Source organism: Streptomyces sp. NPDC047022, assembly GCF_040644155.1.
Taxonomy (GTDB): Bacteria; Actinomycetota; Actinomycetes; order Streptomycetales; family Streptomycetaceae; genus Streptomyces.
On the sequence record NZ_JBEYVV010000024.1, the window covers coordinates 1 to 19,851 of the forward strand.

Annotated in this window: 19 protein-coding genes and 1 pseudogene; 10 read left to right on the plus strand and 10 right to left on the minus strand. The window is 71.0% G+C overall.

Features of this window, described 5'->3' with window-relative positions; genetic code table 11:
• Positions 1-14 precede the first annotated feature (14 nt).
• A complete protein-coding gene (locus ABZ845_RS22590) occupies positions 15-179 on the plus strand; it encodes a carotenoid oxygenase family protein (protein ID WP_360982575.1) in 165 nt (54 codons plus the stop codon).
• Positions 180-297: 118 nt separating this feature from the next.
• On the opposite strand, the gene ABZ845_RS22595 is transcribed toward ABZ845_RS22590, so the two are convergent.
• Complete coding sequence (locus ABZ845_RS22595; protein ID WP_360982415.1) at positions 298-936, minus strand: TetR/AcrR family transcriptional regulator; 639 nt, start codon at positions 934-936, stop codon at positions 298-300.
• Between the two features lie 85 nt (positions 937-1,021).
• Between ABZ845_RS22595 and ABZ845_RS22600 the strand changes: the two genes are divergently transcribed.
• The 3 genes from ABZ845_RS22600 to ABZ845_RS22610 are packed head-to-tail and all read left to right on the plus strand — an operon-like array spanning position 1,022 to position 3,890.
• The gene (locus ABZ845_RS22600; RefSeq protein WP_360982417.1) at positions 1,022-1,930 is read left to right on the plus strand and encodes a haloalkane dehalogenase; all 909 of its coding nucleotides are present in this window, start codon (positions 1,022-1,024) and stop codon (positions 1,928-1,930) included.
• Positions 1,930-2,301: a DUF1330 domain-containing protein gene (locus ABZ845_RS22605; protein ID WP_360982419.1), complete on the plus strand. Its 372-nt coding sequence runs from the start codon at positions 1,930-1,932 to the stop codon at positions 2,299-2,301. Before ABZ845_RS22600 ends, ABZ845_RS22605 begins: the two co-directional genes overlap by 1 nt.
• Before the next feature lie 2 nt (positions 2,302-2,303).
• The gene (locus ABZ845_RS22610; protein WP_360982421.1) at positions 2,304-3,890 is read left to right on the plus strand and encodes a sulfatase-like hydrolase/transferase; all 1,587 of its coding nucleotides are present in this window, start codon (positions 2,304-2,306) and stop codon (positions 3,888-3,890) included.
• A gap of 43 nt (positions 3,891-3,933) precedes the next feature.
• Here ABZ845_RS22610 and ABZ845_RS22615 read toward each other — a convergent pair whose 3' ends face one another.
• On the minus strand, positions 3,934-4,371 hold the full coding sequence (locus ABZ845_RS22615) for an SRPBCC domain-containing protein (protein ID WP_360982423.1): 438 nt from the start codon (positions 4,369-4,371) through the stop codon (positions 3,934-3,936).
• The gene (locus ABZ845_RS22620; protein ID WP_360982425.1) at positions 4,368-4,691 is read right to left on the minus strand and encodes a metalloregulator ArsR/SmtB family transcription factor; all 324 of its coding nucleotides are present in this window, start codon (positions 4,689-4,691) and stop codon (positions 4,368-4,370) included. The genes ABZ845_RS22615 and ABZ845_RS22620 overlap by 4 nt, the downstream gene beginning before the upstream one ends.
• A 113-nt stretch (positions 4,692-4,804) precedes the next feature.
• On the opposite strand from ABZ845_RS22620, the gene ABZ845_RS22625 reads away from it, so the two are divergent.
• Genes ABZ845_RS22625 through ABZ845_RS22640 form a run of 4 tightly spaced genes read left to right on the plus strand, consistent with a single transcriptional unit; the run spans position 4,805 to position 6,554 of the window.
• On the plus strand, positions 4,805-5,233 hold the full coding sequence (locus ABZ845_RS22625) for an SRPBCC domain-containing protein (RefSeq protein WP_360982427.1): 429 nt from the start codon (positions 4,805-4,807) through the stop codon (positions 5,231-5,233).
• A gap of 38 nt (positions 5,234-5,271) precedes the next feature.
• The gene (locus ABZ845_RS22630; protein WP_360982429.1) at positions 5,272-5,694 is read left to right on the plus strand and encodes an SRPBCC domain-containing protein; all 423 of its coding nucleotides are present in this window, start codon (positions 5,272-5,274) and stop codon (positions 5,692-5,694) included.
• Between the two features lie 8 nt (positions 5,695-5,702).
• A complete protein-coding gene (locus tag ABZ845_RS22635) occupies positions 5,703-6,032 on the plus strand; it encodes a TfoX/Sxy family protein (RefSeq protein ID WP_360982431.1) in 330 nt (109 codons plus the stop codon).
• A 54-nt stretch (positions 6,033-6,086) separates the two neighbouring features.
• Positions 6,087-6,554 carry an SRPBCC family protein gene (locus ABZ845_RS22640; RefSeq protein WP_360982433.1) on the plus strand — a complete coding sequence of 156 codons (468 nt, stop codon included), beginning with the start codon at positions 6,087-6,089 and terminating at the stop codon, positions 6,552-6,554.
• A gap of 350 nt (positions 6,555-6,904) precedes the next feature.
• Here the strand turns inward: ABZ845_RS22640 and ABZ845_RS22645 are convergent, their stop codons facing one another.
• The 5 genes from ABZ845_RS22645 to ABZ845_RS22665 are packed head-to-tail and all read right to left on the minus strand — an operon-like array spanning position 6,905 to position 15,623.
• Positions 6,905-8,164 (minus strand): TIGR02679 family protein, encoded by a 1,260-nt coding sequence (locus ABZ845_RS22645; protein ID WP_360982435.1) that lies wholly within the window; start codon positions 8,162-8,164, stop codon positions 6,905-6,907.
• Positions 8,155-12,348: a TIGR02680 family protein gene (locus ABZ845_RS22650; RefSeq protein WP_360982437.1), complete on the minus strand. Its 4,194-nt coding sequence runs from the start codon at positions 12,346-12,348 to the stop codon at positions 8,155-8,157. Before ABZ845_RS22650 ends, ABZ845_RS22645 begins: the two co-directional genes overlap by 10 nt.
• An 8-nt stretch (positions 12,349-12,356) precedes the next feature.
• Positions 12,357-13,580: a TIGR02678 family protein gene (locus tag ABZ845_RS22655; RefSeq protein WP_360982439.1), complete on the minus strand. Its 1,224-nt coding sequence runs from the start codon at positions 13,578-13,580 to the stop codon at positions 12,357-12,359.
• On the minus strand, positions 13,577-15,121 hold the full coding sequence (locus ABZ845_RS22660) for a TIGR02677 family protein (protein ID WP_360982441.1): 1,545 nt from the start codon (positions 15,119-15,121) through the stop codon (positions 13,577-13,579). Before ABZ845_RS22660 ends, ABZ845_RS22655 begins: the two co-directional genes overlap by 4 nt.
• Before the next feature lie 58 nt (positions 15,122-15,179).
• Positions 15,180-15,623 (minus strand): ATP-binding protein, encoded by a 444-nt coding sequence (locus ABZ845_RS22665; RefSeq protein ID WP_360982443.1) that lies wholly within the window; start codon positions 15,621-15,623, stop codon positions 15,180-15,182.
• 147 nt (positions 15,624-15,770) lie between these two features.
• Between ABZ845_RS22665 and ABZ845_RS22670 the strand changes: the two genes are divergently transcribed.
• The gene (locus ABZ845_RS22670; RefSeq protein ID WP_360982445.1) at positions 15,771-16,619 is read left to right on the plus strand and encodes a helix-turn-helix transcriptional regulator; all 849 of its coding nucleotides are present in this window, start codon (positions 15,771-15,773) and stop codon (positions 16,617-16,619) included.
• Complete coding sequence (locus tag ABZ845_RS22675; RefSeq protein WP_360982447.1) at positions 16,616-16,852, plus strand: DUF397 domain-containing protein; 237 nt, start codon at positions 16,616-16,618, stop codon at positions 16,850-16,852. The genes ABZ845_RS22670 and ABZ845_RS22675 overlap by 4 nt, the downstream gene beginning before the upstream one ends.
• Here the strand turns inward: ABZ845_RS22675 and ABZ845_RS22680 are convergent.
• Both ABZ845_RS22680 and ABZ845_RS22685 read right to left on the minus strand, forming a co-directional pair.
• A pseudogene (locus tag ABZ845_RS22680) lies at positions 16,849-18,028 on the minus strand (UvrD-helicase domain-containing protein); the annotation flags it as partial. The gene ABZ845_RS22675 and the pseudogene ABZ845_RS22680 sit on opposite strands and share 4 nt — an antisense overlap.
• Positions 18,029-18,471: 443 nt before the next feature.
• Entirely contained in the window at positions 18,472-19,800 is a 1,329-nt protein-coding gene (locus ABZ845_RS22685) for a class I SAM-dependent RNA methyltransferase (RefSeq protein WP_360982449.1), read from the minus strand.
• Positions 19,801-19,851: the final 51 nt, after the last annotated feature.

A 19,851-nucleotide genomic window follows, 5' to 3' on the forward strand; every position in this document is an offset into this window, starting at 1 on the left:
AGGACGACGGCTACCTGCTCACCGTCGTCTCCGACCTCAAGCAGGACGCCTCCCAGCTCCTGGTCCTCGACGCCTCCGGCCTCGACCGGGTCGCCACCGTCCACCTGCCCCGCCGGGTGACCGCCGGGATCCACGGCTCATGGATCCCCGACACCGACCTGGACGGCACGGCGGCCTGACCACCACCCCGCCGGTACACGTGGGCGGCGCGGTTCCACGGACCGCGCCGCCCACCGCACGCTGCGCGAAACGGACCGTTCGCATCGGCGGACATCATGCAGACGAAGGAGACGCCCTTCAGACGTGTTCCTCTCCCACGGGTCGTTCCCGTCCGCCCATCGCGAGCAGCGACTCAACGGTCAGGGCCATGATCTGCTGGGCCTGCTCCGGGGTGTTGGCGAAACGGAGATGATGCCATGCCTCCCAGGACGTGGCGGTGCCCAGGGCGGCGAGGAGCAGCCGACGCCGCTCCTCGGGCTGTGCGGAGAGTTCCGTTTCGAAGACGGTCTCCAGCTGTGTCCCGGCGATGGCGAGCGCGGTGTCGCGGCAGCGCCTCAGCTTGGCCGATTGCTGTTCCAGCCTCACGGTCGTCAGGCGCAGAGGTGTGATCCATTCCAGTGCGTCCGCCCGTGCCGCGACGAGTGCCGCGATGCGGTGCTGGACGGGCCCGTGTGTGGGCAGCCGGGGCTGGCGGCGTATGAGTTCCTGGAGGCGGTGGTCGATGGCCTTGTCGATGATGTCTTCGATGCTGCCGAAGTGATGGTGCACAAGCCGGGCGGAAATGCCGACCCGGGCCGCGATCTTCGCGACAGTCGGCGCCGCCTCGCCTTCTTCCGCGAGTTCCAGCACGGCGTCGATGATGCGCGCTCGTGTCTGGCGTCCTCGCTCCACACGGCCGTCCGTGCGGTCGGCGCCGTTGCTGTCGAAGTTCGGCATGGGGCGGTCCTCGTATGGGGGTTGACTCACAAACTAGTTTCCTAGAGTCTGCAATTAAATCTGTGGCCACGGCCAGGAGGTAGGCATGCGCGTTCTCCGCACGCCCGATCACTGCTTCGCCAGTCTGCCCGACTGGCCGTACCGGCCGCGCTACCTCGACGTCCCACCGCTGGACGGCAGTTCGGGCCGGCTGAGGGTCCACTACGTGGACGAGGGCCCTCCCCGGGCGGCACCGGTGCTCCTGCTCCATGGCGAGCCCACCTGGTCGTATCTGTACCGGCACATCATCGCGGGCTTGGTCGATCGCGGCCATCGGGTCCTCGCCCCGGACCTGGTCGGCTTCGGGCGCTCGGACAAACCCGCCTCGCAGTCGGATCACACGTTCGAGCGTCACGTGGCGTGGATGTCCCATGCCTTGTTCAAAGGACTGAACCTGTCGGACGTCACGCTGTTCGGCCAGGACTGGGGCGGGATGATCGGTCTGCGGCTCGTGGCCGAGTCCCCAGAGCGCTTCGCGCGGCTGGTCCTCGCCAACACCGGCCTGCCCACCGGTGACACCAAGCCCCCGGACCCCTTTCTGGCCTGGCAGGAGTTCGCCAAGTCCGTTCCGGTCTTCGATGCCGGTGCTGTCGTCGGGTTCGGGACCCTGAACCCCGTCGACCCGGCAGTGCGGGCCGCGTACAACGCTCCTTTTCCCGAGGAGGGCTACCAGGCGGGTGCGCGGGCGCTGCCCTCCTTGGTCCCCACGGACCCCGACGATCCCGCCGCCGCCGACCAGCGCCGTGCCTGGCGTTCCTTCGCGGACTTCAGGCGCCCGGTCCTGACCGCCTTCAGCGACGGCGACCCGATCACCCGCGGCGGTGAGGAGCGCTTCCTGGCGGTCTTCCCCCTGGCCCGCCGTACCACCGTCAGCAACGCCGGCCACTTCCTGCAGGAAGACGCCGCCGACCGCGTCGTCGACGTCATCGCGTCCTTCATCGAGGAGGTTCCGTGATGCGCACGTCCGGTCTCGTCCCCACCCCCGAGCAGGTGACCGGACTGCTCCGGAGCGACACGAGTGGGGAGATCGTCATGCTCAACCTGCTCAAGTTCACCGAGCAGCCCGAGGAGTACGGACGCTACGAAGAACTGGTCCGCGAACAACTCGCCGAGGTGGGAGCGGAGGTGAGGTGGGTCGGGCTCGTCCGGCACGTTCTCATCGGCGACCCGGCGCTCGACGGTTGGGAGGCGGTGGCGTTGGTTGCCTACCCGTCGAAGGAAGCCTTCATCGAGATGGTGACGGCCCACCGGTACCAGGAGGCGTCCGAGCACCGCGACCGGGGTCTGGCCGCGACCGTCCTGCTGTGCTGCACGGGGAGGGACTGACCGTGACTCGGAACATCCTCTTCATCACCACGGACCAGCAGCGTTACGACGCGCTCGGCTGCAACGGCAATACCGTGGCTCGTACTCCCGTCCTGGACGGACTGGCGGCGGCCGGCTACCGGTACGAACGCGCCTATAACCAGAACACCGTGTGTATGCCGGCCCGTTCCACGATGCTCACGGGCCAGTACGTGCGCACCCATGGAGTCGTTGCCAACGGAATCCCCCTGCCGGAAGACGCGCCGTCCGTCGCGGCCCTGTTACGCGATCGGGCCGGCTACCGTACAGCCCTGATCGGCAAGGCCCACTTCGAACCGGCCTTCGACCCCGGGTACCGCTACACGGAAACCCGACGCGCCGCGACCGGCGCCACGGGCTCATGGCGGGGCTTCGACTACGCGATCCAGGCCGCACACGCCGCGGCTTTCAACGACTTCCGGATCGGCCACTATGGCGAGTGGCTGGCAAAGGCCCACGCCGAGTACCTCCACTCCTACGCCGACCTGCTCGGCGCGCAACCCGGGGGCGACACCGGCGCTCCAGAGACCAAGCACAACGTCATCCCCCGCGACCTCTACCACACCGACTGGGTCGCCGACCGGGCCATCGAATGGCTACGAGCCCACAGTCCGGCCGATCCCTTCTTCTGCTGGGTGAGTTTCCCCGATCCGCACCATCCATGGGATCCGCCGCAGACGGAGATGTCCCGCATCAACTGGCGCGACCTGGACCTCCCGGCCGCTCACCCGGGCAGCGACGAGGAGATCCGGAAGATCCTCGCGAACAGGCCCGCCCACTGGCTCGCCTACTACGACGGCAGCTGGGCCAACGCCGAAGGCGGCCCCATGGCCTTCGTTCCGAAGAGATTGACGCACAACCAGATCCGGGAGATCAACGCGCGGGCCCACGTCATGAACGAGCTGATCGACGAGGCATGCGGCCGCATCCTGGCCTGCCTGGCCGCAGGCGGACTGCTGGACGACACCGACGTGATCTTCACCACCGACCACGGGGAGATGCAAGGCGACTACGGCTTCCTCTACAAGGGCCCCTTCCACGTCGACGCCCTCATGCGACTACCCCTGGTCTGGCGCCCTGCCCCCTCCGCCGGCCCCATCGCCCCGGCGGTGATCAGCGACCCGGTCGGGCAGCTCGACCTCGCTCCGACGTTCTGCGCGATCGCCGGCCTGGCCCCGGCAACCTGGATGCAGGGCAACGCCCTGCCTGTGGCTGATGGGCAAGGCCGCCACGAGCGTGTCCTGTGCGAATGGGACAGCCAGTTCCCCGGCTACGGCATGCACATGCGCACCATCTATCGCGACGGCTGGCTCTGTACCGCTTACGGGAAGTCCACGGCAGGCCGGCCCAATGGGCTGGAGAAGGTCTGGGGCGAATCCGTTCTGACGCCCACCTGGATTGAGTACGACGGCGCCGAAGGGGAGCTCTATCAGGTGCGCGACGACCCCCACCAATGGCACAACCGCTGGGAGGACCCGTCCGTGGCCGCCCTCCGCGACGACCTGATCGCCGATCTGGGCGACCACCTCCCCCACGAGACGCGAACGCTCGACGTGGAGGCACCTGCCTGAAGCCCGAGCCGAGCCGGCTGCTCACCGCGCTGCTGAAGCGCGGTCACATCCACTCGTCGGGGCCGGGGTCGACACCTTCCGCTCGTGCCGCAAGGCGCTCGCTGTAGTGCGTCCAGCCCTCCTCGTGCGCGGCACATGCCTCGGGTGTGGGCAGTCCGCTGTGGACGAGGCGCAGCAGGGTGCCGTCGGCGACCGGTTCCAAGGTGATCTCCACGGTGGTGGAGCCGGGCGGTACGGGCATGCCGCCCTCGGCCCAGCCCCAGGTGAAGACCAGTCGACGGGGCGGGTCGACCACGACGAAACGGCCCTCGGCAACGTTCTCACCTGTGATGTTCGTGCGGTAGGCCCCGCCCGCCTCGAAGGAGAACTCGCCGTCCTTGCCCATCCAGGACAGCCACTTCTCCCGGTCGGTGAAGAAGGAGAACACGGTCTCGGGCCGGGCGGCGATGCGCCGTTCCACCGTGACTACGCCTGTGCTCACTGAGCCGTCCCTCCGGACCTCTCGTTCCGCTCGGCCGCCTCCGCCAACTCGGCGAGGGTGTCGAGCCTGGTGGCCCACATCGACTGCAGGTAGTCGGCCAGGGGCCCCATGGCTTCGCGGTCCGCGTGGTAGTAGCGCCGCTTGCCCTCCTGGCGCAGCGTAACCAGGCCCGACTCCCTCAGCACCTTGAGGTGCTGCGAGACCGCGCCGAAGGTGACGTCGAAGCGCTCGGCGATCTCTCCGGCGGACAGCTCCGCGTCCCAGATCAGGCGCAGGATCTCTCGCCGTCTCGGCTCGGCGACCGCCCGTACCGCATCCATGCGCGTCATTTTAGTCGCTACTTCAGTTTGCCAACGCCGGGGACTTCATTTTAGTCTCGACTAAAGCACGTCCCAGGCCGACCCGGCCCGGGACCGCACACGAAGGGACACCCATGGCCGACATCGCGCTTCAGATCCGTATCGACACCGCCACCGACACCGTTTACCGGGCGATCTCCACCGCCGAGGGCGTGGCCGGCTGGTTCACCACCGGGGCCGAGATCGGCGAGGGCGTCGGCGCCCTGCACCGGCTCTCCTTCCCCGGTGCGCCGATGACCTGGGACTTCCGCATCGAGGCGGCGGAGCCGGGCAAGCGCCTCGTACAGACCGTGGTCGCCGGCCCGCCGCAGTGGATCGGCACCGAGATCGTCTACGCCCTGGAGGCGCACCCCGAAGGGGGCACGGTGGTGCGGTTCGACCACACCGGCTTCGCCGAGATCGACGACATGTTCCGCGAGGTCACGATGGGCTGGGCGGGCATGTTCCTGCGCCTGAAGGAGTACATCGAGACCGGCAGCCCGGTCCCGTACTTCACCGTCTGAAATCCCCCGCCCAGCCCGCATCACCAGGAGCACGACCCATGTCCGAGATCGCATTCCAGGTCGACGTCGACGCCGAGCGCGCCGCGGTTCACGAAGCCCTGAACACCCATGACGGCCTCACCGGCTGGTGGACCACCGGCGTGAACCGTAAGGACGACACCCTCTTCTTCGATTTCCCCCAGATCCCCGAACCGTTCCGGCTGCGCCGGGACAGGGCCGACGAGGACGAGGTCCGCTGGACGTCCGTCGGCGCCTTCCCGCCGCACTGGTCGGGCACCGTCATCACCTGGCAGCTGACCGACATCCCCGGCACATCCGGCACCAGGGTCCTCTTCCGCCACACGGGCTGGCAGGACGGCGACCCGGGCCTGCCCCCGGCCGCCTACACCTGGGGACAGCTCATGACCCGTCTCAAGCAGTACGCCGAAACCGCCACCCCGCAACCCCTGTTCACCCTCTGAGGACCGCCATGGCATACGACGAAGGACTCGCCCAGCGCATCCGCGGGCGCCTAGGAGCGCAGGACCACATCACCGAGAAGCGCATGTTCGGCGGCCTTTCGTTCCTGTGCCACGGCAACATGGCCGTCGGGGTCGTAGGGGACGAGCTGATCGTCCGCGTCGGCCCCGCCAGTACCGAGGCCGCACTGGCCCGGCCGGGCGCGCGCGCCTTCGACTTCAGCGGCCGCCCGATGCGCGGCTGGGTCACCGTCGCCGCGTCCGCGCTCGCGGAGGAGGCCGCGCTCCTCGCCTGGATCGAGGAGGGACTCGGGTACGCACTCGGTCTACCACCCAAGTAGACGGCACCCGGGGGCTGTACGGGTGCCGACGACACGACAGGACGCAGGAGAACGATGACGATCGACGAGACGGCGGAGCGGGTGATCCCGCTCCCGCCCGAACAGGTCGCGGCCTACGCCATGGACTGGCGCAACGACCCCTACTGGACCCAGGGCATCCGGGAGGCCGCGCTGACCCGGAAAGGGGACTCAGGCGAGTTCGGCGTGGGTGCCGAGGTGACCCGTACCGCGTACTTCCTCAGCAAGCGCATCGACTACGTGCTGCGCGTCGACGCGTACGAACCCGCCAGGCTGCTGGACATGGTGTCGGTGGCCGGCCCGATGCCCATGCACATCACCTACGCCTTCGCCCCGCACCCCCGCGGCACACTCGCCCGCATCCGGGTCCGCGGCGACGCCGGCGGCTACTACCGCCTGGCCGCGCCCATCATGGCGGGAAAGGTCCGCTCGTCCATCGGCAAGGACCTGCGCGACCTTGAGCGCAGACTCTCGGAGCCGCCACGGTCCGCGGACGCCCCCTAGCGTCGTTCCGGCGTCCGGTCATCGCCCGCATGACACGCCGCGAAACAGCAGGTCAGGATGCCTTCGCGGCAGGTTCGAGGATCGCGACGCACTCCACATGGTGGGTCATCGGAAAGGAGTCAGCTTGAAGGCGTTAAGGAAAAGCCCAGGTCAGATCCTGATTAGCGGCCCATCGTTCCGCACGCTGGCGCCCAGAGCGTCAAACGAGCGTCATGACCAACAAACCAGTCTCATTCGGGCGGAAGGGATGTGGAGCTGCTTCTCCAGCTATGGCTGGTGCTGCGCAGACTTGTCGAGGCCCGGGGCTCGTCAACCGCCGGTCGAGGAGCCTCGGCACCGTCTCACGTCTGTCAGTGAGCCGCGGTCCGCAGATCCGAGAGCAGAGCATCGAGAATCGACTCCTCTTCGACACGTACTCCGTGCTCGGTCAGCGCGGTGGCCAAGCGCGGATCCCACGGCGTCGCGGAGGCCGTTCCCGTCAGGTACTGCGGCTCGCATATCCCGGCCACGGCCGCCTGGTAGTCGGCGGCTTCGTACCGCCAGGGGCGCCATGGGGCCACTCGCCCAAGGGCAGTGGCGATGCGCACCCCTCCCCAGTCGAAGTCCGCGTGGTGGAGCAGAACCGCTCCGCGTGCGGACAGGCCGCGCAGCAGGGTGAGCGCCGCCGCCGAGGGTTGTCCCTGCAGGCACACCATGGGCGGGCATGCCGGGCCGAGGGCGTCGGCGGCGGCGGACAGGACGGCCGGGTTCTCGCACACGTGGACGTCTCCGGTCGCCGTCGTGATCCCGTTCGCAGTCCGGCGGGTGAGGGAACGCAGCGTCAGGACCGTGGGTTCGCCCTCGTCGGCCATCCAGTCGAGGGCGGGTGTGCCGCGCAGGTTGAGGGTGAGGACGGTGGATGACAGGTCGTCCTTGAGCAGTCCGGCCGAAGCCCAGGCCTCGCGTCGCCACTCGGCGCCGGCTCCGTCGGGGAAGCCGGTGAGCGCACGGATCCCCGAGAGCACGAGCGTGGCGAGCGGGGTTCCTTCGTCCAGGGCATGGGCACCGGTCAGCCGCAGTGCCGCGAACGCCGCCCGTGACATCGGGGGGTCGGCCGGCAGTGCGCGCAGTGCCCGTACGGCGGCGGTGACGAGGGGGCCGGCGGCCTCGGGGGTGCGGGCGAGTCGCCGTACGAGACCGTCCTCGCGGATCTGACCGGCCCAGTCGGCCAGTTCGGCGTTGACGGCGGCGAGCGGGGCCAGTGCCTCCTCCCACGCCCCGGCGAGTCTGTCCCGTATCTCCGCGCGCGGTACGACAGGCCCGGTGAGGGCGACCACGGCGGTCTCCAGGCCGTCGGGACTGACGCCGGAGCGGCGCAGGACCTCGTCCACCGTGTCGAGGCGTACGGTCAGGGACCGTCCGGCGCTCGGAGGGCGTCCCAGCAACCGCTCGGCGGCTCGGCGTTGGAGGTCGTCGGGGCGTGCCAGGGTGACCGTCCCGGTGAGCGGCCGTCCAGCCGCCATCCGCTGTCTGACGCGCTCCAGGAACCAGGCCAGTCCCGGGTCCCCGAGCAGCCGTCCGAGCCGTTCAGCGTCGACCTTCGCCTCGGCCGCCGACGGGTTCACGTCCACGGGGTGCCCGGTTCCACCGTGGCGCGGAAAGCGTCGAGCGCGCCGGTTTCAGGGGCGGGGCCGGGGAATGGAGAAGGAACCGGTGCCGGGCCCGCGGTGGTGCCGGGCTCGGGGCCGCGTCGCCGTTCGCCACCGTCCCACTCCCACCGGGTCACCAGCACGGCGTCGATGTCGTCGACCCGGGACAGCTGGGCGATGGCGATGCCGGGGACCTGTGGGTAGCAGGCCCACTCGCGTTCGCTGGTCATGACGACGTCGAGGTCGAAGGCACGGAGCAGGCCCAGGCACTTGGCGCGGGAGTCGTCGTCGACTCCGGCGAAGGCCTCGTCGAGGGTGACGAGGCGCGGGGCGTGGGCGCCACCCGCGCTCGCGTAGTGGGAGGAGGCGGCGGCGAACAGGGGGACGGACGCGGCGAGGACACGTTCACCGCCGGAGGCGGGGCCGGTGGCGGGCACCCATCTGCCGTGCTGGTGGCGTTCGACGCCGAACTCGTGCCAGGCTCGGTAGTCGAGGGCGGCGGTGAGGTCCTCCTGCCAGCTGCCGGTACGGTCGTCGGCCTGCCGGCGGGCGATCTGCTCCTGAAGGAAGGCGCCGACGGCGGCCCGGTCCTCGGGTGACCAGGCGTCGGCGGACTGGCGCAGCCGGTCCCTGGCCTGTGCCAGCCCCTGCGGGGCGCGGCGGGAGGCGCGCCAGACCAGGCGCAGCTTCATGCCCGTGGACGTCGGACGCTCCTCCAGCTCCCTGTTCATGGCACGTACTTGGCGTTCGGCCGAACCGATCAGTTCCTGAAGAGTGCCGGCGACCTCGGTGATCAGGTGGGTCTGCAGGATCTCGCGTTCGTGCGCGGACAGGATGCGGGTCAGTTCGGCGACCTCGGTGGCGAGGGCTTCGGCGAGCTCGGGTACGGCGCGTTCGCGGCCCTGGTAGACGATGTCGACGCGCATGCCGTCCTCGCCGGGGCGGGCCGTGGCGGTGTGGCCGTGCCGGGACAACGCGTCCTGGAGCCGACCGAGTTCCTCGCTGAGATATCGCTGGATGCGTTCCCAGGCCGCGTCGGAGTCCTCGGTCGTGGCGAGGCGGGACTCGATGGCGCGGGCGAGGGTCACGGCGGGGGTGGCCGCCCAGGGTCCGCCGTCCTCGTCCGGTACGGGCAGGTCGGGGAGGGCCACGGCGAGCAGTCCGGTCGCCGTGAACCGCTGGAGCGCGGCGACGGCCCGTTCGCGCGCGGCGGTGGCGTCGGTGACGTCATCGGCGAGCCGCTCGATGCGCCCCTCGGCATGGCCGGCCCGCCGGTCGGCGGCTTGGATGTCCTCCTGGGCGCGCTGCTGTTCGCGCTCGCAGGCGCGTGCGGCTTCCCCGGTCTCCTCCAGCAGCCGCTGGAGTTCGGCGACGGCCGCTCCGACGGTCGAGCGGAGGGTGCGCAGATGTTCGTCGGCGGCCGCGGCGAGGCGGGCCGCCTCCGTGGCGCGTTCGGCGAGCTCTGCGGCGAGCCGCTCGGCACGGTCGGTCTCGGTGCGTTCCGCGTCGACCGCCTGCTCGGCGTCCGCGCGCTCGCGCGAGGCGGGCCAGAGCGCGGCGAGGTGCACGGCGTGGTCGGCGAGCGCGTGCCGCACGGCCGCCAGACCATCCCGTCCGGCGGGGAGGTTCAGGTCGGTTGCCGTGTCGCCGAGTTCGTTGGCCGTGCGGTCGGCTTCGGTCGCCGCGCGGGACAGTTCGGCGGCCCGCTCCCGCTGCCGGGTACGGGCCCGTTGGACGGCTTCGGCCGCCGCGCCGAGCCGGGCGTGGGCGCGGCGCAGGTCGTCCTCGACGGGTACGGCGGCGAGTTCGGCGTCCAGGACAGTGCGCCGTTCGGACACCACTCGTCGCTCCTCGACGAGTTGCTCCCGTTCGACCTCCATGGCCGCCTGCGCGATGCGCAGTTCGGCGATCCGGTTCCTGCGGTCCTGTTCCCGGGCCTTCTCCCCCACGTACTGGGCGCTGTCCTTGGCCCAGCCGCCGGTGAGCGCGCCGACCCGGAACCGACCGTCGGCACAGACCCAGGTACGGCTGTCACCGTCCTGGTCCGTGTCCACCAGCGCGATGGCGGCCAGCAGGCGCTGGACGGTCTGCTCGCCGACGGCGGCGGCCCCGGCGTCGGTGTGGTCGACGGCCGGGCAGAGCGCGCGGTCGAGTCCGTTGCCGGTGGGCAGGTCGAGGGGGTCGAGAAGGACATCGTGGCCGTGCGCCGACACCGCCGTGCCGTCCGGCCGCACCCAGGCATCGAGGAGCCCGGAGGCCTCCAACGCAGCTTCCAAGCCTGCCTGTTGCTCCTTCCTCACGTGCGGGCGGAAGTCGATGAGACGCCACAACGGAGCACCGAGGGCGCGGGTGCGGACGTCGGCGGTGCGGGTGTGCGGGGCGGCCGGTCCGCGCTGTCCGCCGGTTTCCAGAGCGGCCAGTTCCTCGGCGCCCTGGCGCAGGCGTTCGGCGGTGGCCTTCTCCGACTGGGCCAAGGCGGCGCCCCGGTCGGCCAGTCGGGCGCCGAGGACGCGGTGGGCGGTGGTGGCGGCGAGTCGGGCCGGATGGGGTCCGTCCAGAGTGCTCGTCCAGCCCTGCACGGCGTCGAGCAACCCCGGCAGCCCGTCGACGCGGAGTTCCGCGAACCCCGACAGTTTCTCCCGGACGGCCGCGACCAGGGCGTGTCCGGCCTCCGCGACCAACTCCTCCGCCTCGGCCAGCTGCGCGGCGCCGCGCCCGGCCTCCTCGTCGGCCTCGTCGGCGCGCAGCCCGGCGGTCCTACGGGCCTCCTCCGCGCGTTCGGCCGCCGTCACCAGGGTCTCCACATGGTCCACGGCCCGCCGTCTGCTCGCCATGGCCTCGTCGGCGGCCCGGCGCAGGGCCGGGGTGGGGGCTCCCGAGGTCCTGGGTACGTCGATGCGGGCCGCCGCCGCGCTGTCGGCGACCCTGCCCTCGATGTCGTCCAGGGCTTCCCGGGCGGCGGTCAGCCGGTTCGTGGCGGTGGCGAGCCGGCCGAGGGCCCGGGTGTGGGCTTCGGCGGCCTGCTGCCGGTCGGCCTCGAAGCGGACGGTGTCCCCGGCCGTCCGGGAGGCGTCGGCCGCCGCCTGGTCGAGGGCGCGGGCGTCGCGCATCTCGGGCCCGGAGCGCAGTGCCGCGTCCTGCGCGCTGAGCCGTGCCGCCCGCTCGGCGAGCGCCGTCGCGCGGTCCCGCGCCTCGGTACGGTCAGTGACGGCCTGGTCGTGGTCGGCCTGTGCCCTGACGAGTTCCCGCTGGAGGTGTTCGTAGCGGGCGTGTTCGGCGCGGGGCAGGCGGGCCCGGCGCCGGGCGGCGATGCGGGCGTAGCGCCGGTAGTGGTCGAGGAACGCCGACGACGCCTGCTGGGCCTCGCGTGCCGCCCGCAGTTCCTCCTTCTCCTCGTCCAGCGACCGGAACGCCTCCGCCGCGTCGGCGACGACCGCCTGGTCCATCGGCGGTAGCGCCTCCGTCAACGCCCGCGACAGAGCTGCCTCGTTGGGCCGCTTGGACAGCTGGGGCTGGCGCAGCTGAATGAGCAGGTCGACGAGCGCGCTGTAGCGCCGCTCCCCCAGTCCGAACAAGGCCTCGTCGACCGCGCGGCGGTACGCCTTGGCGGTGTCGTAGACCATGCCGTGGCCGCCGATGGCCTCGGCGAGCCGGTCCCGGGACAGGGCGGTGCCGGTGGCGTCGAGCAGGTCGAGTCCGGCGGCGATCCGCTGGGTGGTGACGGCGAACCAGTGGCGGGCGATACCGCGTCCGGCGACGGCCTTCAGGCCGCACAGCAGGGTGCGGAAGTGGGCCTCGCCGGTGGTGTCGTCGAGCCGCCCGAACTCGATCCAGGTGTAGCCGAGACGTTCCGGGTGAGGGTGTTCGCCGCCCAGAAGCAGGTTCCATTCCATGCGCTTGCCGGGGTCGCCGTCGGGCTCGACACGGCGCGCGGAGAGGTCTCCGTCCAGCAGGAACGGCAGGGTGAGGGCGAGCACCTTCGACTTGCCGGTGCCGTTGTTGCCACGCAGCAGCAGTCGGCCGTCGCGGAACCAGAACTCCTCCACGTCGTAGTGGAACAGGTCGACGAGCCCGATCCGCAGGGGCCGCCACCGGCCGGGCGCGGGGGCGGGCAGCACGAACGCCGGGGGCTCGGTCCGTACGGTCTGCGCGGGCGGGGCGGTCACGGCGCGGGTCACCCTTCGTCGCCGGTGGTGGTGATGACGGCGTCGCCGACCGCGTACCGCGCGAGGGCGGGGCGGGGCACGACGCCTCGCGGGGTGTCCTCGGCGAGCCCGAGGGCCTGGAGCTTGGTCAGGGCCTGGGCCACGAGCGCCGGTTCGGCTCCCGGCTCGCGGGCGGTCTTCGACCAGAAATTGCCGTGCTGCGCGGCGAGTTCGCGCACGTGCGCGGCCAGCTCGGCGACCGTGACGGGCCGGTCGGCCTGGGCCAGGTGCTGGGCGAGGAGCAGGGTGATGTGGCCGTGGGTGCCCTGTTCCGGCATGCGTACGTCGGTCAGGTCGTCCAGCGGGTCGACCATGGCGATGCCTTCGGCCCGCACCTCTGCGATCAGGCCGGTCAGTTCGGTGATCCGGGCGGTGATGAAGCCGCGTTGCCGGGTGAGATAGGCGAGTTGGTCGTCGGTGAGGTCGTCGTAGTAGAGCACGGGGTCGTCGAGGAGGCGGCGGGTCAGTGTCCAGCGGATGGTGCGGAAGCGCAGTTCGTCGCTGTCGAGGGCGGTCCGCGCCGTCATCTCCGTCAGGCGTCCCACGAAGTCCTCCGCCTCGATCAGGGAGGGGCCGCGCAGGGCGGCGGGCATCCCCGCGAGGACGCGTCGGCGTACGTCGTACAGCACGTCACCGGAGCCGCTGACATAGGCCTCCTCGTCACCGGCGACCCGCCGCAGCACCCCGAGCCGGAGCAGCAGGCGTACGACGGCGGCCAGGTCGAGGCGTTCGTCGCGCCGCTCCAGGGTGAACTCGATTCCGGCGGCGAGGAGTTCGGGGTCGGCGGCGGCCAGGACGACCTGTTCGGCGAGGCGGCCGAGGGCGACCTGGGCCTCCCCGCGCTCCAGGGCGGCGAGGGTCAGGCAGAGCAGGACGTAGCGGCGGCGGGTGAAGGGCAGGGCGGTGCGGGCCGCCTCGCGGGCGGGGTGGGTGGCGTCGGTGAGGGTGCCGGGTGTCTTGCGGAGCCGGGCCGCGTCGGCGTCGGTGCGCAGCGTCCAGCCGACGTTGCGTTCGAACCAGTCGCGCAGCGCGGTGGCGTGCCGGCGCACCAGCCGGAACTCGTCGGCGTACGGCCCGTCGGCGGTCAGCAGCGGCTCCTTCAGCAACGCGCGTGCGGCACGCTGGAGTTCGGCCTCGCGCTGGCCTTCGAGGACCTCCGCCAGGGGACCGGAGGGGCCGGAAGGGCTGGTCATCGGTCCTCCCCCGTCTCCCCGGTCGCGGTGAGGTCGACGATGTCGATCAGGTGGTCGGGGCCGCTGAACACCCCGTCGGGGGTGTTCACTTCGGCCGTCGTGCCGTCGTCGAGCGCGGTCAGCCGTATCTCCATCGAACCGTCCGAACTGGTCGCCGTCGTGGTGGTCATGCCGGGCCGCCAGGTGGCGAGGGCGTCGCCGAGCAGGCGCAGGAACAACTGGAAGGCGACGGGGTCGAGTTCTCCTAGCCGGGACAGCCGTACCGGCCCGCCCGTCGCGAGCCGGTCGCGGGCCTGTCCGGCCTGAGCCGTCTGCCGGGCGGCGAGTTCGGCGAGCCGCCGTTTCGCCTCGCCCCGGTCGGCGACCCGGCGCGGCTTGCCCCGGCGTTCATAGCTTCCGGTACGGCGCAGCTGGGGGCTGATCCGCAGGGGACGCGCCTTGGCCCAAGGCGTGGCGGCAGGCTCCGGGGCGGCGGCGCGTTCGGCGAGGGTGTCGGCGTCGACGGTGAGGTGCCGGGACGAGTGCAGTCCGAAGGCCACCCGCCACAGCCGGTGCCGCGTCTCGTCGTCGGGCGCCTGGGCGAACCAGCGGGCCAGCGTGCGGAAGTCGGCGGAGCGGTCCGAGCGTCCGGCCCGCCGCTCGTTCAGCTGCCGTACGACGGCGAGAAGTTGCGGAATCGCGCCGAGGGCACGCCCGCGCAGCAGCCGGGCCTGCGACTCCCGGTCCTCCTCCGACACGAACCACTGGGCGAGCCCGGACCAGCGCGCCGCCCACCTCTCGTACGCCGCCGCTTCCGCCCGCTCGGCCTCCTCGGGAGCGGCGTCGGCGGCCTCCCGCCCGGCGGCGAGGGCCAGCAGCGGCTCCACCCTGCCCTGTTCCTCCAGTTCGCCGATGAGCAGGGCGATCCGCCCGCCGAGCGTGATCAGATCCTGGATGAACCGCTCCAGGTACTGGATCAGCCTGTCCTTGTAGGCGAGGAACGCCTCGACCTCGATGTCGTGCAGGTCGATGGTGCGCTGCAACGACCCCATGAAGGCACGCGCGTTGTCCGCGAGGTCGGTGAAGCGAGCCGTGAGGACGGACAGCGCGATATGTGCCTTGGCCGGGTCCGGCTCGTCCTCCTGGGCGATCACCAGCAGCGCTCGCAGCTGCGTGACGATGTCGTGCAGCGCGACCGCCTGGAGTTCCCCGCGCCGGCCGAGCGTCGCGTCGTACGTCCCGAGCGCCGCCTCGGCCGCCTCACCGGCCCGGGTGAGCTGGTAGATGAACCGCCTGCGGTAGAAGTCCTCGACGGCTGTCACCCGCGCATGGTCGGGATCTGCCCGCAGGTTCCCCCAACCGACGAGACTGTCCAGCGCCTTCACCACCGACTCGACGTCACCGGGCCGTGCGTCCGCGTCCAGCGCCGCGAACACGTCCTCCGGCCGCAGATGCACCGCGAACCGCTCCTTGGCGGCGAGGAACGCTCGCATCACCCGACGGTAGAGGGCGGAGTTGGGCGCGGTGAGGTGCGCGAACGGGCTGTAGTCGGGCGAGGTCATCGTGGGTCCATTGTTCCCGACCTCCGCCCTCGCCGGTGCGTGATGTCTGGTTTTCGTCTCACACCAGGGGTGTGGCCGCGCACTCCGCCCACACCGTCTTGCCCGGCCCGTCGGACCGCGCGTGCCAGCCCCAGCGGGACGCCAGCCCCGCGACGATGACCAGCCCCCGGCCCGCGGTGTCCTCGGGGTCCGCCGCACGCAGCGCCTCCGGGCGGGGCGGTGTGCGTTCGGCGCGGGTGTCGGTGACCTCGATCCGGACCACCGCGGCGGCCGGTCCGGTCACGTACAGGCGCAGGTGGAAGTCCCGGCCGGAGACCTGCCCGTGCCGCACCGCGTTGGCGGTCAGCTCGCCGACGACCAGTGCGATCGACTCGTGCGGGCCGCCGCCGTACGGGATCCCCCAGGTGTCCAGCCGGTGGGCGGCGAGCCTGCGGGCGAGCCGGGCGCCGCGCGGGGTGGAGGTGAAGCGCATCTCGAAGGCGCTGCCGGGTTTGTTCGTCATGCCGACAACGGTTGTCCTCGGTCGCGTAGCGTGACCAGCGGTGACGCACTGACGCGGGCCGGTTGTACGCGCGGTGTCGGTACGAGTACGAGCGGCGCGGCGTGACGCCGTCCCGGAGACGGGCGTTGGGGCAGGGAGGCGGCAGAGGTGACCGAGGTTACGGAAGAAGAGGGCACCGCGGGCCAGGCGGCGGACGCCTCGGGCCGGGGCGTGGTCGCCGCGTTCGGCCAGACCATGAAGACACTGCGGCTGCGGGCGGGCCTGGAACGCGAGGAGTTGGGACGGCGGATCGGCTACTCGGCGTCCACGGTCGCGTCGTTCGAGCAGGGACGGCGGATCCCGTCCCCCAGGACCATCGACAAGGTGGACGAGGCGCTGAGGGCGGAGGGGCTGCTCACGGTGTGGAAGGAGCAGGTGGAGAGGGCGCAGTACCCGGTGTTCTTTCAAGGGATGGCGAAGCTGGAGAAGGAGGCCCTTGAGCTGCTGATGTACGACGCGCTCATCGTCAACGGCCTGCTCCAGACCGAGGAGTACATGCGTGCCCTGCTTGCCATGCGGCGTCCGTCCTTGGACGAGGAGACGATCGATCAGCGGGTAACCGCGCGGCTGGCCCGGCAGGACATCTTCGACCGGCGGCCCATGCCACTACTGGGGTTCGTAGTGAACGAGGCGGTGTTGCGGCACCGCTACGGCGGCATGGGCGTACTACGCGGCCAGTTGGAGCACCTCCTTCTGATCGGGCAGAAGCGGAACGTCGAGATCCAGGTCATGCCGCTCGACTGCGAGGACAACGCGGGCGTGAACGGGCCGTTCACCGTCGTCACTCGGAAGGACGGCAAGAAGTTCGTCTACTCCGAGACACACACATTCAGCACACTCGAAGCCGACCCCGAACAGACGGTTCTCGCCGCCGCACGCTATGGGATCATCCGATCACAGGCTCTCAGTCCTCGAGAGTCCTCGCAGTTCATCGAGAAGTTGCTGGGAGAGCTATGAACACCGCCGAGTCCGAACTCACCTGGTTCAAGAGCAGCTACAGCAACACCGAGGGCGGCCAGTGCGTAGAGGTCGCGTGGTTCAAGAGCAGCTACAGCGGAGCCGAGGGCGGCGACTGCGTAGAGGTCGCCGCCGACCCCGGAGTCGTGCACATCCGTGACTCCAAGGCCGAGGCCGGACCCGTCCTGCGGGTGTCGCGTGAGGCGTGGGCGGGGTTCCTGGGACGCCGTTAGACCGGCAGGTACGGGCTCGGCCTGCCGTACCAGCTGATGCGCAGGGCGTCGCGGGCCCGGGTCGCCGCGACGAACAGCAGGGAGCGGGCCTTGAGTTCCTCGCGGGCGAGTCGCTGCGGGTCCGTGTCGCGGTAGCGCTGGACGACCGAGGCACGGGGGATGACGCCGTCGCGGGCGCCGACAATGGCGAGCCGCTGGTATTCGAGGCACTTGAAGCGGTGCATCGTGCCGACGTGGATGTCGCCGTCTCCCTTCGCGCCGTCCTTGGTGAGTTCGGCGACGGTGAGGCCGGCCTGGGTCGCCAGGTGGTACATGACCTGGTTGACGGCCTCGCGGTCGGCGACGCAGACCGCGATGGTGCCGCGCGGGTCGCGGGGTGCGCCGTCGGCGCCGCCGGTGGCAAGCTCTTCCCGCCAGGCCCGCAGCGTGGTGCCGAGCTTGGCGAGTTCGTCGTCCCATGAGTCGCAGGGGACGAGTTCGGGGGCCGGGCCGCGCAGGACCGAGCGGTAGCCGTCGAGGTTGTCAGTGCCGTCGTCGAGGTCGTCGAAGGTGATCCCGCCGTTCTTGGGGTTCACCACCTGCATGGCACGGTTCAGGATCTCGCGGGTGGTGCGGTAGCTGAGGGTGAGGCGGGCCGCGCGGCCCCGGATGTGGACGCCCACAGTCCCCAGGGTGACCTGCTGGTCGTAGATGCGCTGGTGGGTGTCGCCAGGCGATGAACATGTCGTCGTCGCCGGAAGCGACCACGGCACGGAGCATCTTCCAGTGGGCGGGGCGGAGGTCCTGTGCCTCGTCGACGACGACGTGCTTGTAGCGGTGGCCCAGGTAGTACATGCCGGAGCTGTCGTCGCGGTGCTTGAGATCCAGGCCGCCGATTTCGTCCTTGTACTCCTGGCGCTTCCTGATCTTGTCGGCGCGTTGCATCTCGAAGCGGGCGGCGCGTTCGGCGGCCTGCCCCCAGGTCTCGCGGTTCTCCTTGTCGAGACGGGTGGTGAACTGTTCCAGGATCTTCCAGATCTGGGCACGGTCGGGGCGGCTGACGGAACGGCCCCGTCCGGCCCGGCGGGCGTCGAAGTACGCCTTGCGGGTGCCGAGCGACTGGCCGAGGATCACCTGCTCCCACTCCTCGTAGAGGAACTCGGGGTCCCAGCGCTTCTCGTCGAGTTCGAGGAGCAAGCACCCCTCCGGCGGCCGGCTCTTTCACGACCGGGTAGATCGCCTTCCAGGAAAGTGCGCCTGCGTAGTCCCGCACTCTCCTGACTGTTCGTTCCGGTCTTGGCTCCATCGTCGATGTCCGCCCGGCGCATCCGCTCCCACAGCGCCATCGCGTGGACCCCGAAGTCGGCGGCCACTTGCTCGACCGTCACACCCGGGCCCGCCATTCCTGGCCACCCGCACGGCATCCTCGCGGAACTCTGCTGGATAAGGAGTGGACACAGCGACACCCTTCCCACCCACTCCACAGGGCAGACCAGTTCACATGTCACCCATTCGTGCAGCGGACCCCACGAACCCCGCTGCCCTGAGTAGATGAAGAAGCGCAACGCACTCGACACGGTGTACCCGTCCCAGCCTCGAAAGCACGTCGAGCAGGTTCACCGGAACTATAAACCAGCAGGTCAGGAACCCTTAGCTACCGGTTCAAGGATGGCAACGCACTCCACATGATGCGTCATCGGGAACAGGTCGAACGCCCGCAGTGTCCGCACCCGGTATCCGCCGTCGCGGAAGTAGGCCAGGTCGCGGGCCAGCGCGGCCGGGTCGCAGGCCACGTAGGCGATGCGGCGGGCGCCCAGGGACGACAGGTGGGCCACCATGCCGCGGCCCGCGCCCGTGCGCGGTGGGTCCAGGACGATGAGGTCGACCTCGGTGATGCCGGTGCGCGGCAGGACCGACTCGACCTTGCCCTGTTCGATGCGGACGCGGTCGAAGTCGGCCAGGTTGTGGCGGGCGTCCTCCACCGCGCGCTTTCCGGACTCGATGCCGAGCACCGCGCCCTGCTCTCCGATCCGGTCGGCGAGTGCGCCGGCGAACAGGCCGACGCCGCAGTACAGGTCGAGCGCCGTCTCCCCCTTGCGCGGCAGCAGTCCCTGCATCACCGCCGTCACCAGGGTGTCCGCCGCCTTCGGGTGGACCTGCCAGAAACCGCCGCCGCCCACGCGGTAGGTACGGCCGTCGGCCCGCTCACGGACGAAGGGACGGCCGTGGACGCGGTGCACCCCGCCGACCCGCTCGTCGACCCTGAGCACCGATACCGGCCGGTCCAGCTCCACCAGGGGCAGCCGTGCGCCGGGCTTCGGGGTGAGGATCACCTGGCGGTCCTGCGAGCCGGTAGCGGCGATCGCCTCGACCGAGTCCATGCCCGTCCAGCTCCGCTTCTCGACGCCCAGCTCGCTGACGCCCTCGGCGGCGATCATGCAGTGCTCGACCGGCTCCACCTCGTGCGAGCGGTGCCGTCGCAGGCCCGCCCTGCCGGAGGGGTCCACCGCGTACTGCACCCGCGTACGCCACTTCGGGACCTCACCCGCCGGAAGCTTGTCGCCCTCGGCCGGAACCACCGTGCCGTCCCAGCCCGCCTCCTCGGGGGTGAGGCCCGCGAGCCGGCTGAGCTGCTCGGCGATCACCTCGCCCTTGAGTCGGCGCTGGGCGCCCGGCTTGGCGTGCTGCCAGTCGCAGCCGCCGCAGCGGCCGGGGCCCGCGTACGGGCATGGCGCGTCGATACGGTCCTTCGAGGCGTCGAGGATCCGCACGGCGTCCGCGCGCAGGAAGCGCGCGCCCTGCTCCCCTTCCGTCACCCGCGCCACGACCCGCTCACCGGGCAGGGCGTGCCTCACGAAGAGGACCTGGCCCTCGTCCGTGCGGGCGATGCAGTGGCCGCCGTGGGCCACGGGGCCGATCTCGACCTCGTACTCCTCCCCCACCAGGGACTTCTTCGGTTCTGCCTGCATGGTGGGTCGACTCCAGGTACGAGAGGGGACGAGGGAAGGGAACGACGGAAC

What these genes read in the sequence shown, in the direction of transcription:
- ABZ845_RS22655 (WP_360982439.1), bottom strand. Translation starts at nt 13,580, where the DNA reads ATGACCAGCCCTTCCGGCCCCTCCGGTCCCCTGGCGGAGGTCCTCGAA.
- ABZ845_RS22620 (WP_360982425.1), bottom strand. Translation starts at nt 4,691, where the DNA reads ATGGATGCGGTACGGGCGGTCGCCGAGCCGAGACGGCGAGAGATCCTG.
- ABZ845_RS22600 (WP_360982417.1), top strand. Translation starts at nt 1,022, where the DNA reads ATGCGCGTTCTCCGCACGCCCGATCACTGCTTCGCCAGTCTGCCCGAC.
- ABZ845_RS22685 (WP_360982449.1), bottom strand. Translation starts at nt 19,800, where the DNA reads ATGCAGGCAGAACCGAAGAAGTCCCTGGTGGGGGAGGAGTACGAGGTC.
- ABZ845_RS22675 (WP_360982447.1), top strand. Translation starts at nt 16,616, where the DNA reads ATGAACACCGCCGAGTCCGAACTCACCTGGTTCAAGAGCAGCTACAGC.
- ABZ845_RS22630 (WP_360982429.1), top strand. Translation starts at nt 5,272, where the DNA reads ATGTCCGAGATCGCATTCCAGGTCGACGTCGACGCCGAGCGCGCCGCG.
- ABZ845_RS22665 (WP_360982443.1), bottom strand. Translation starts at nt 15,623, where the DNA reads ATGACGAACAAACCCGGCAGCGCCTTCGAGATGCGCTTCACCTCCACC.
- ABZ845_RS22635 (WP_360982431.1), top strand. Translation starts at nt 5,703, where the DNA reads ATGGCATACGACGAAGGACTCGCCCAGCGCATCCGCGGGCGCCTAGGA.
- ABZ845_RS22605 (WP_360982419.1), top strand. Translation starts at nt 1,930, where the DNA reads ATGCGCACGTCCGGTCTCGTCCCCACCCCCGAGCAGGTGACCGGACTG.
- ABZ845_RS22660 (WP_360982441.1), bottom strand. Translation starts at nt 15,121, where the DNA reads ATGACCTCGCCCGACTACAGCCCGTTCGCGCACCTCACCGCGCCCAAC.
- ABZ845_RS22595 (WP_360982415.1), bottom strand. Translation starts at nt 936, where the DNA reads ATGCCGAACTTCGACAGCAACGGCGCCGACCGCACGGACGGCCGTGTG.
- ABZ845_RS22625 (WP_360982427.1), top strand. Translation starts at nt 4,805, where the DNA reads ATGGCCGACATCGCGCTTCAGATCCGTATCGACACCGCCACCGACACC.
- ABZ845_RS22640 (WP_360982433.1), top strand. Translation starts at nt 6,087, where the DNA reads ATGACGATCGACGAGACGGCGGAGCGGGTGATCCCGCTCCCGCCCGAA.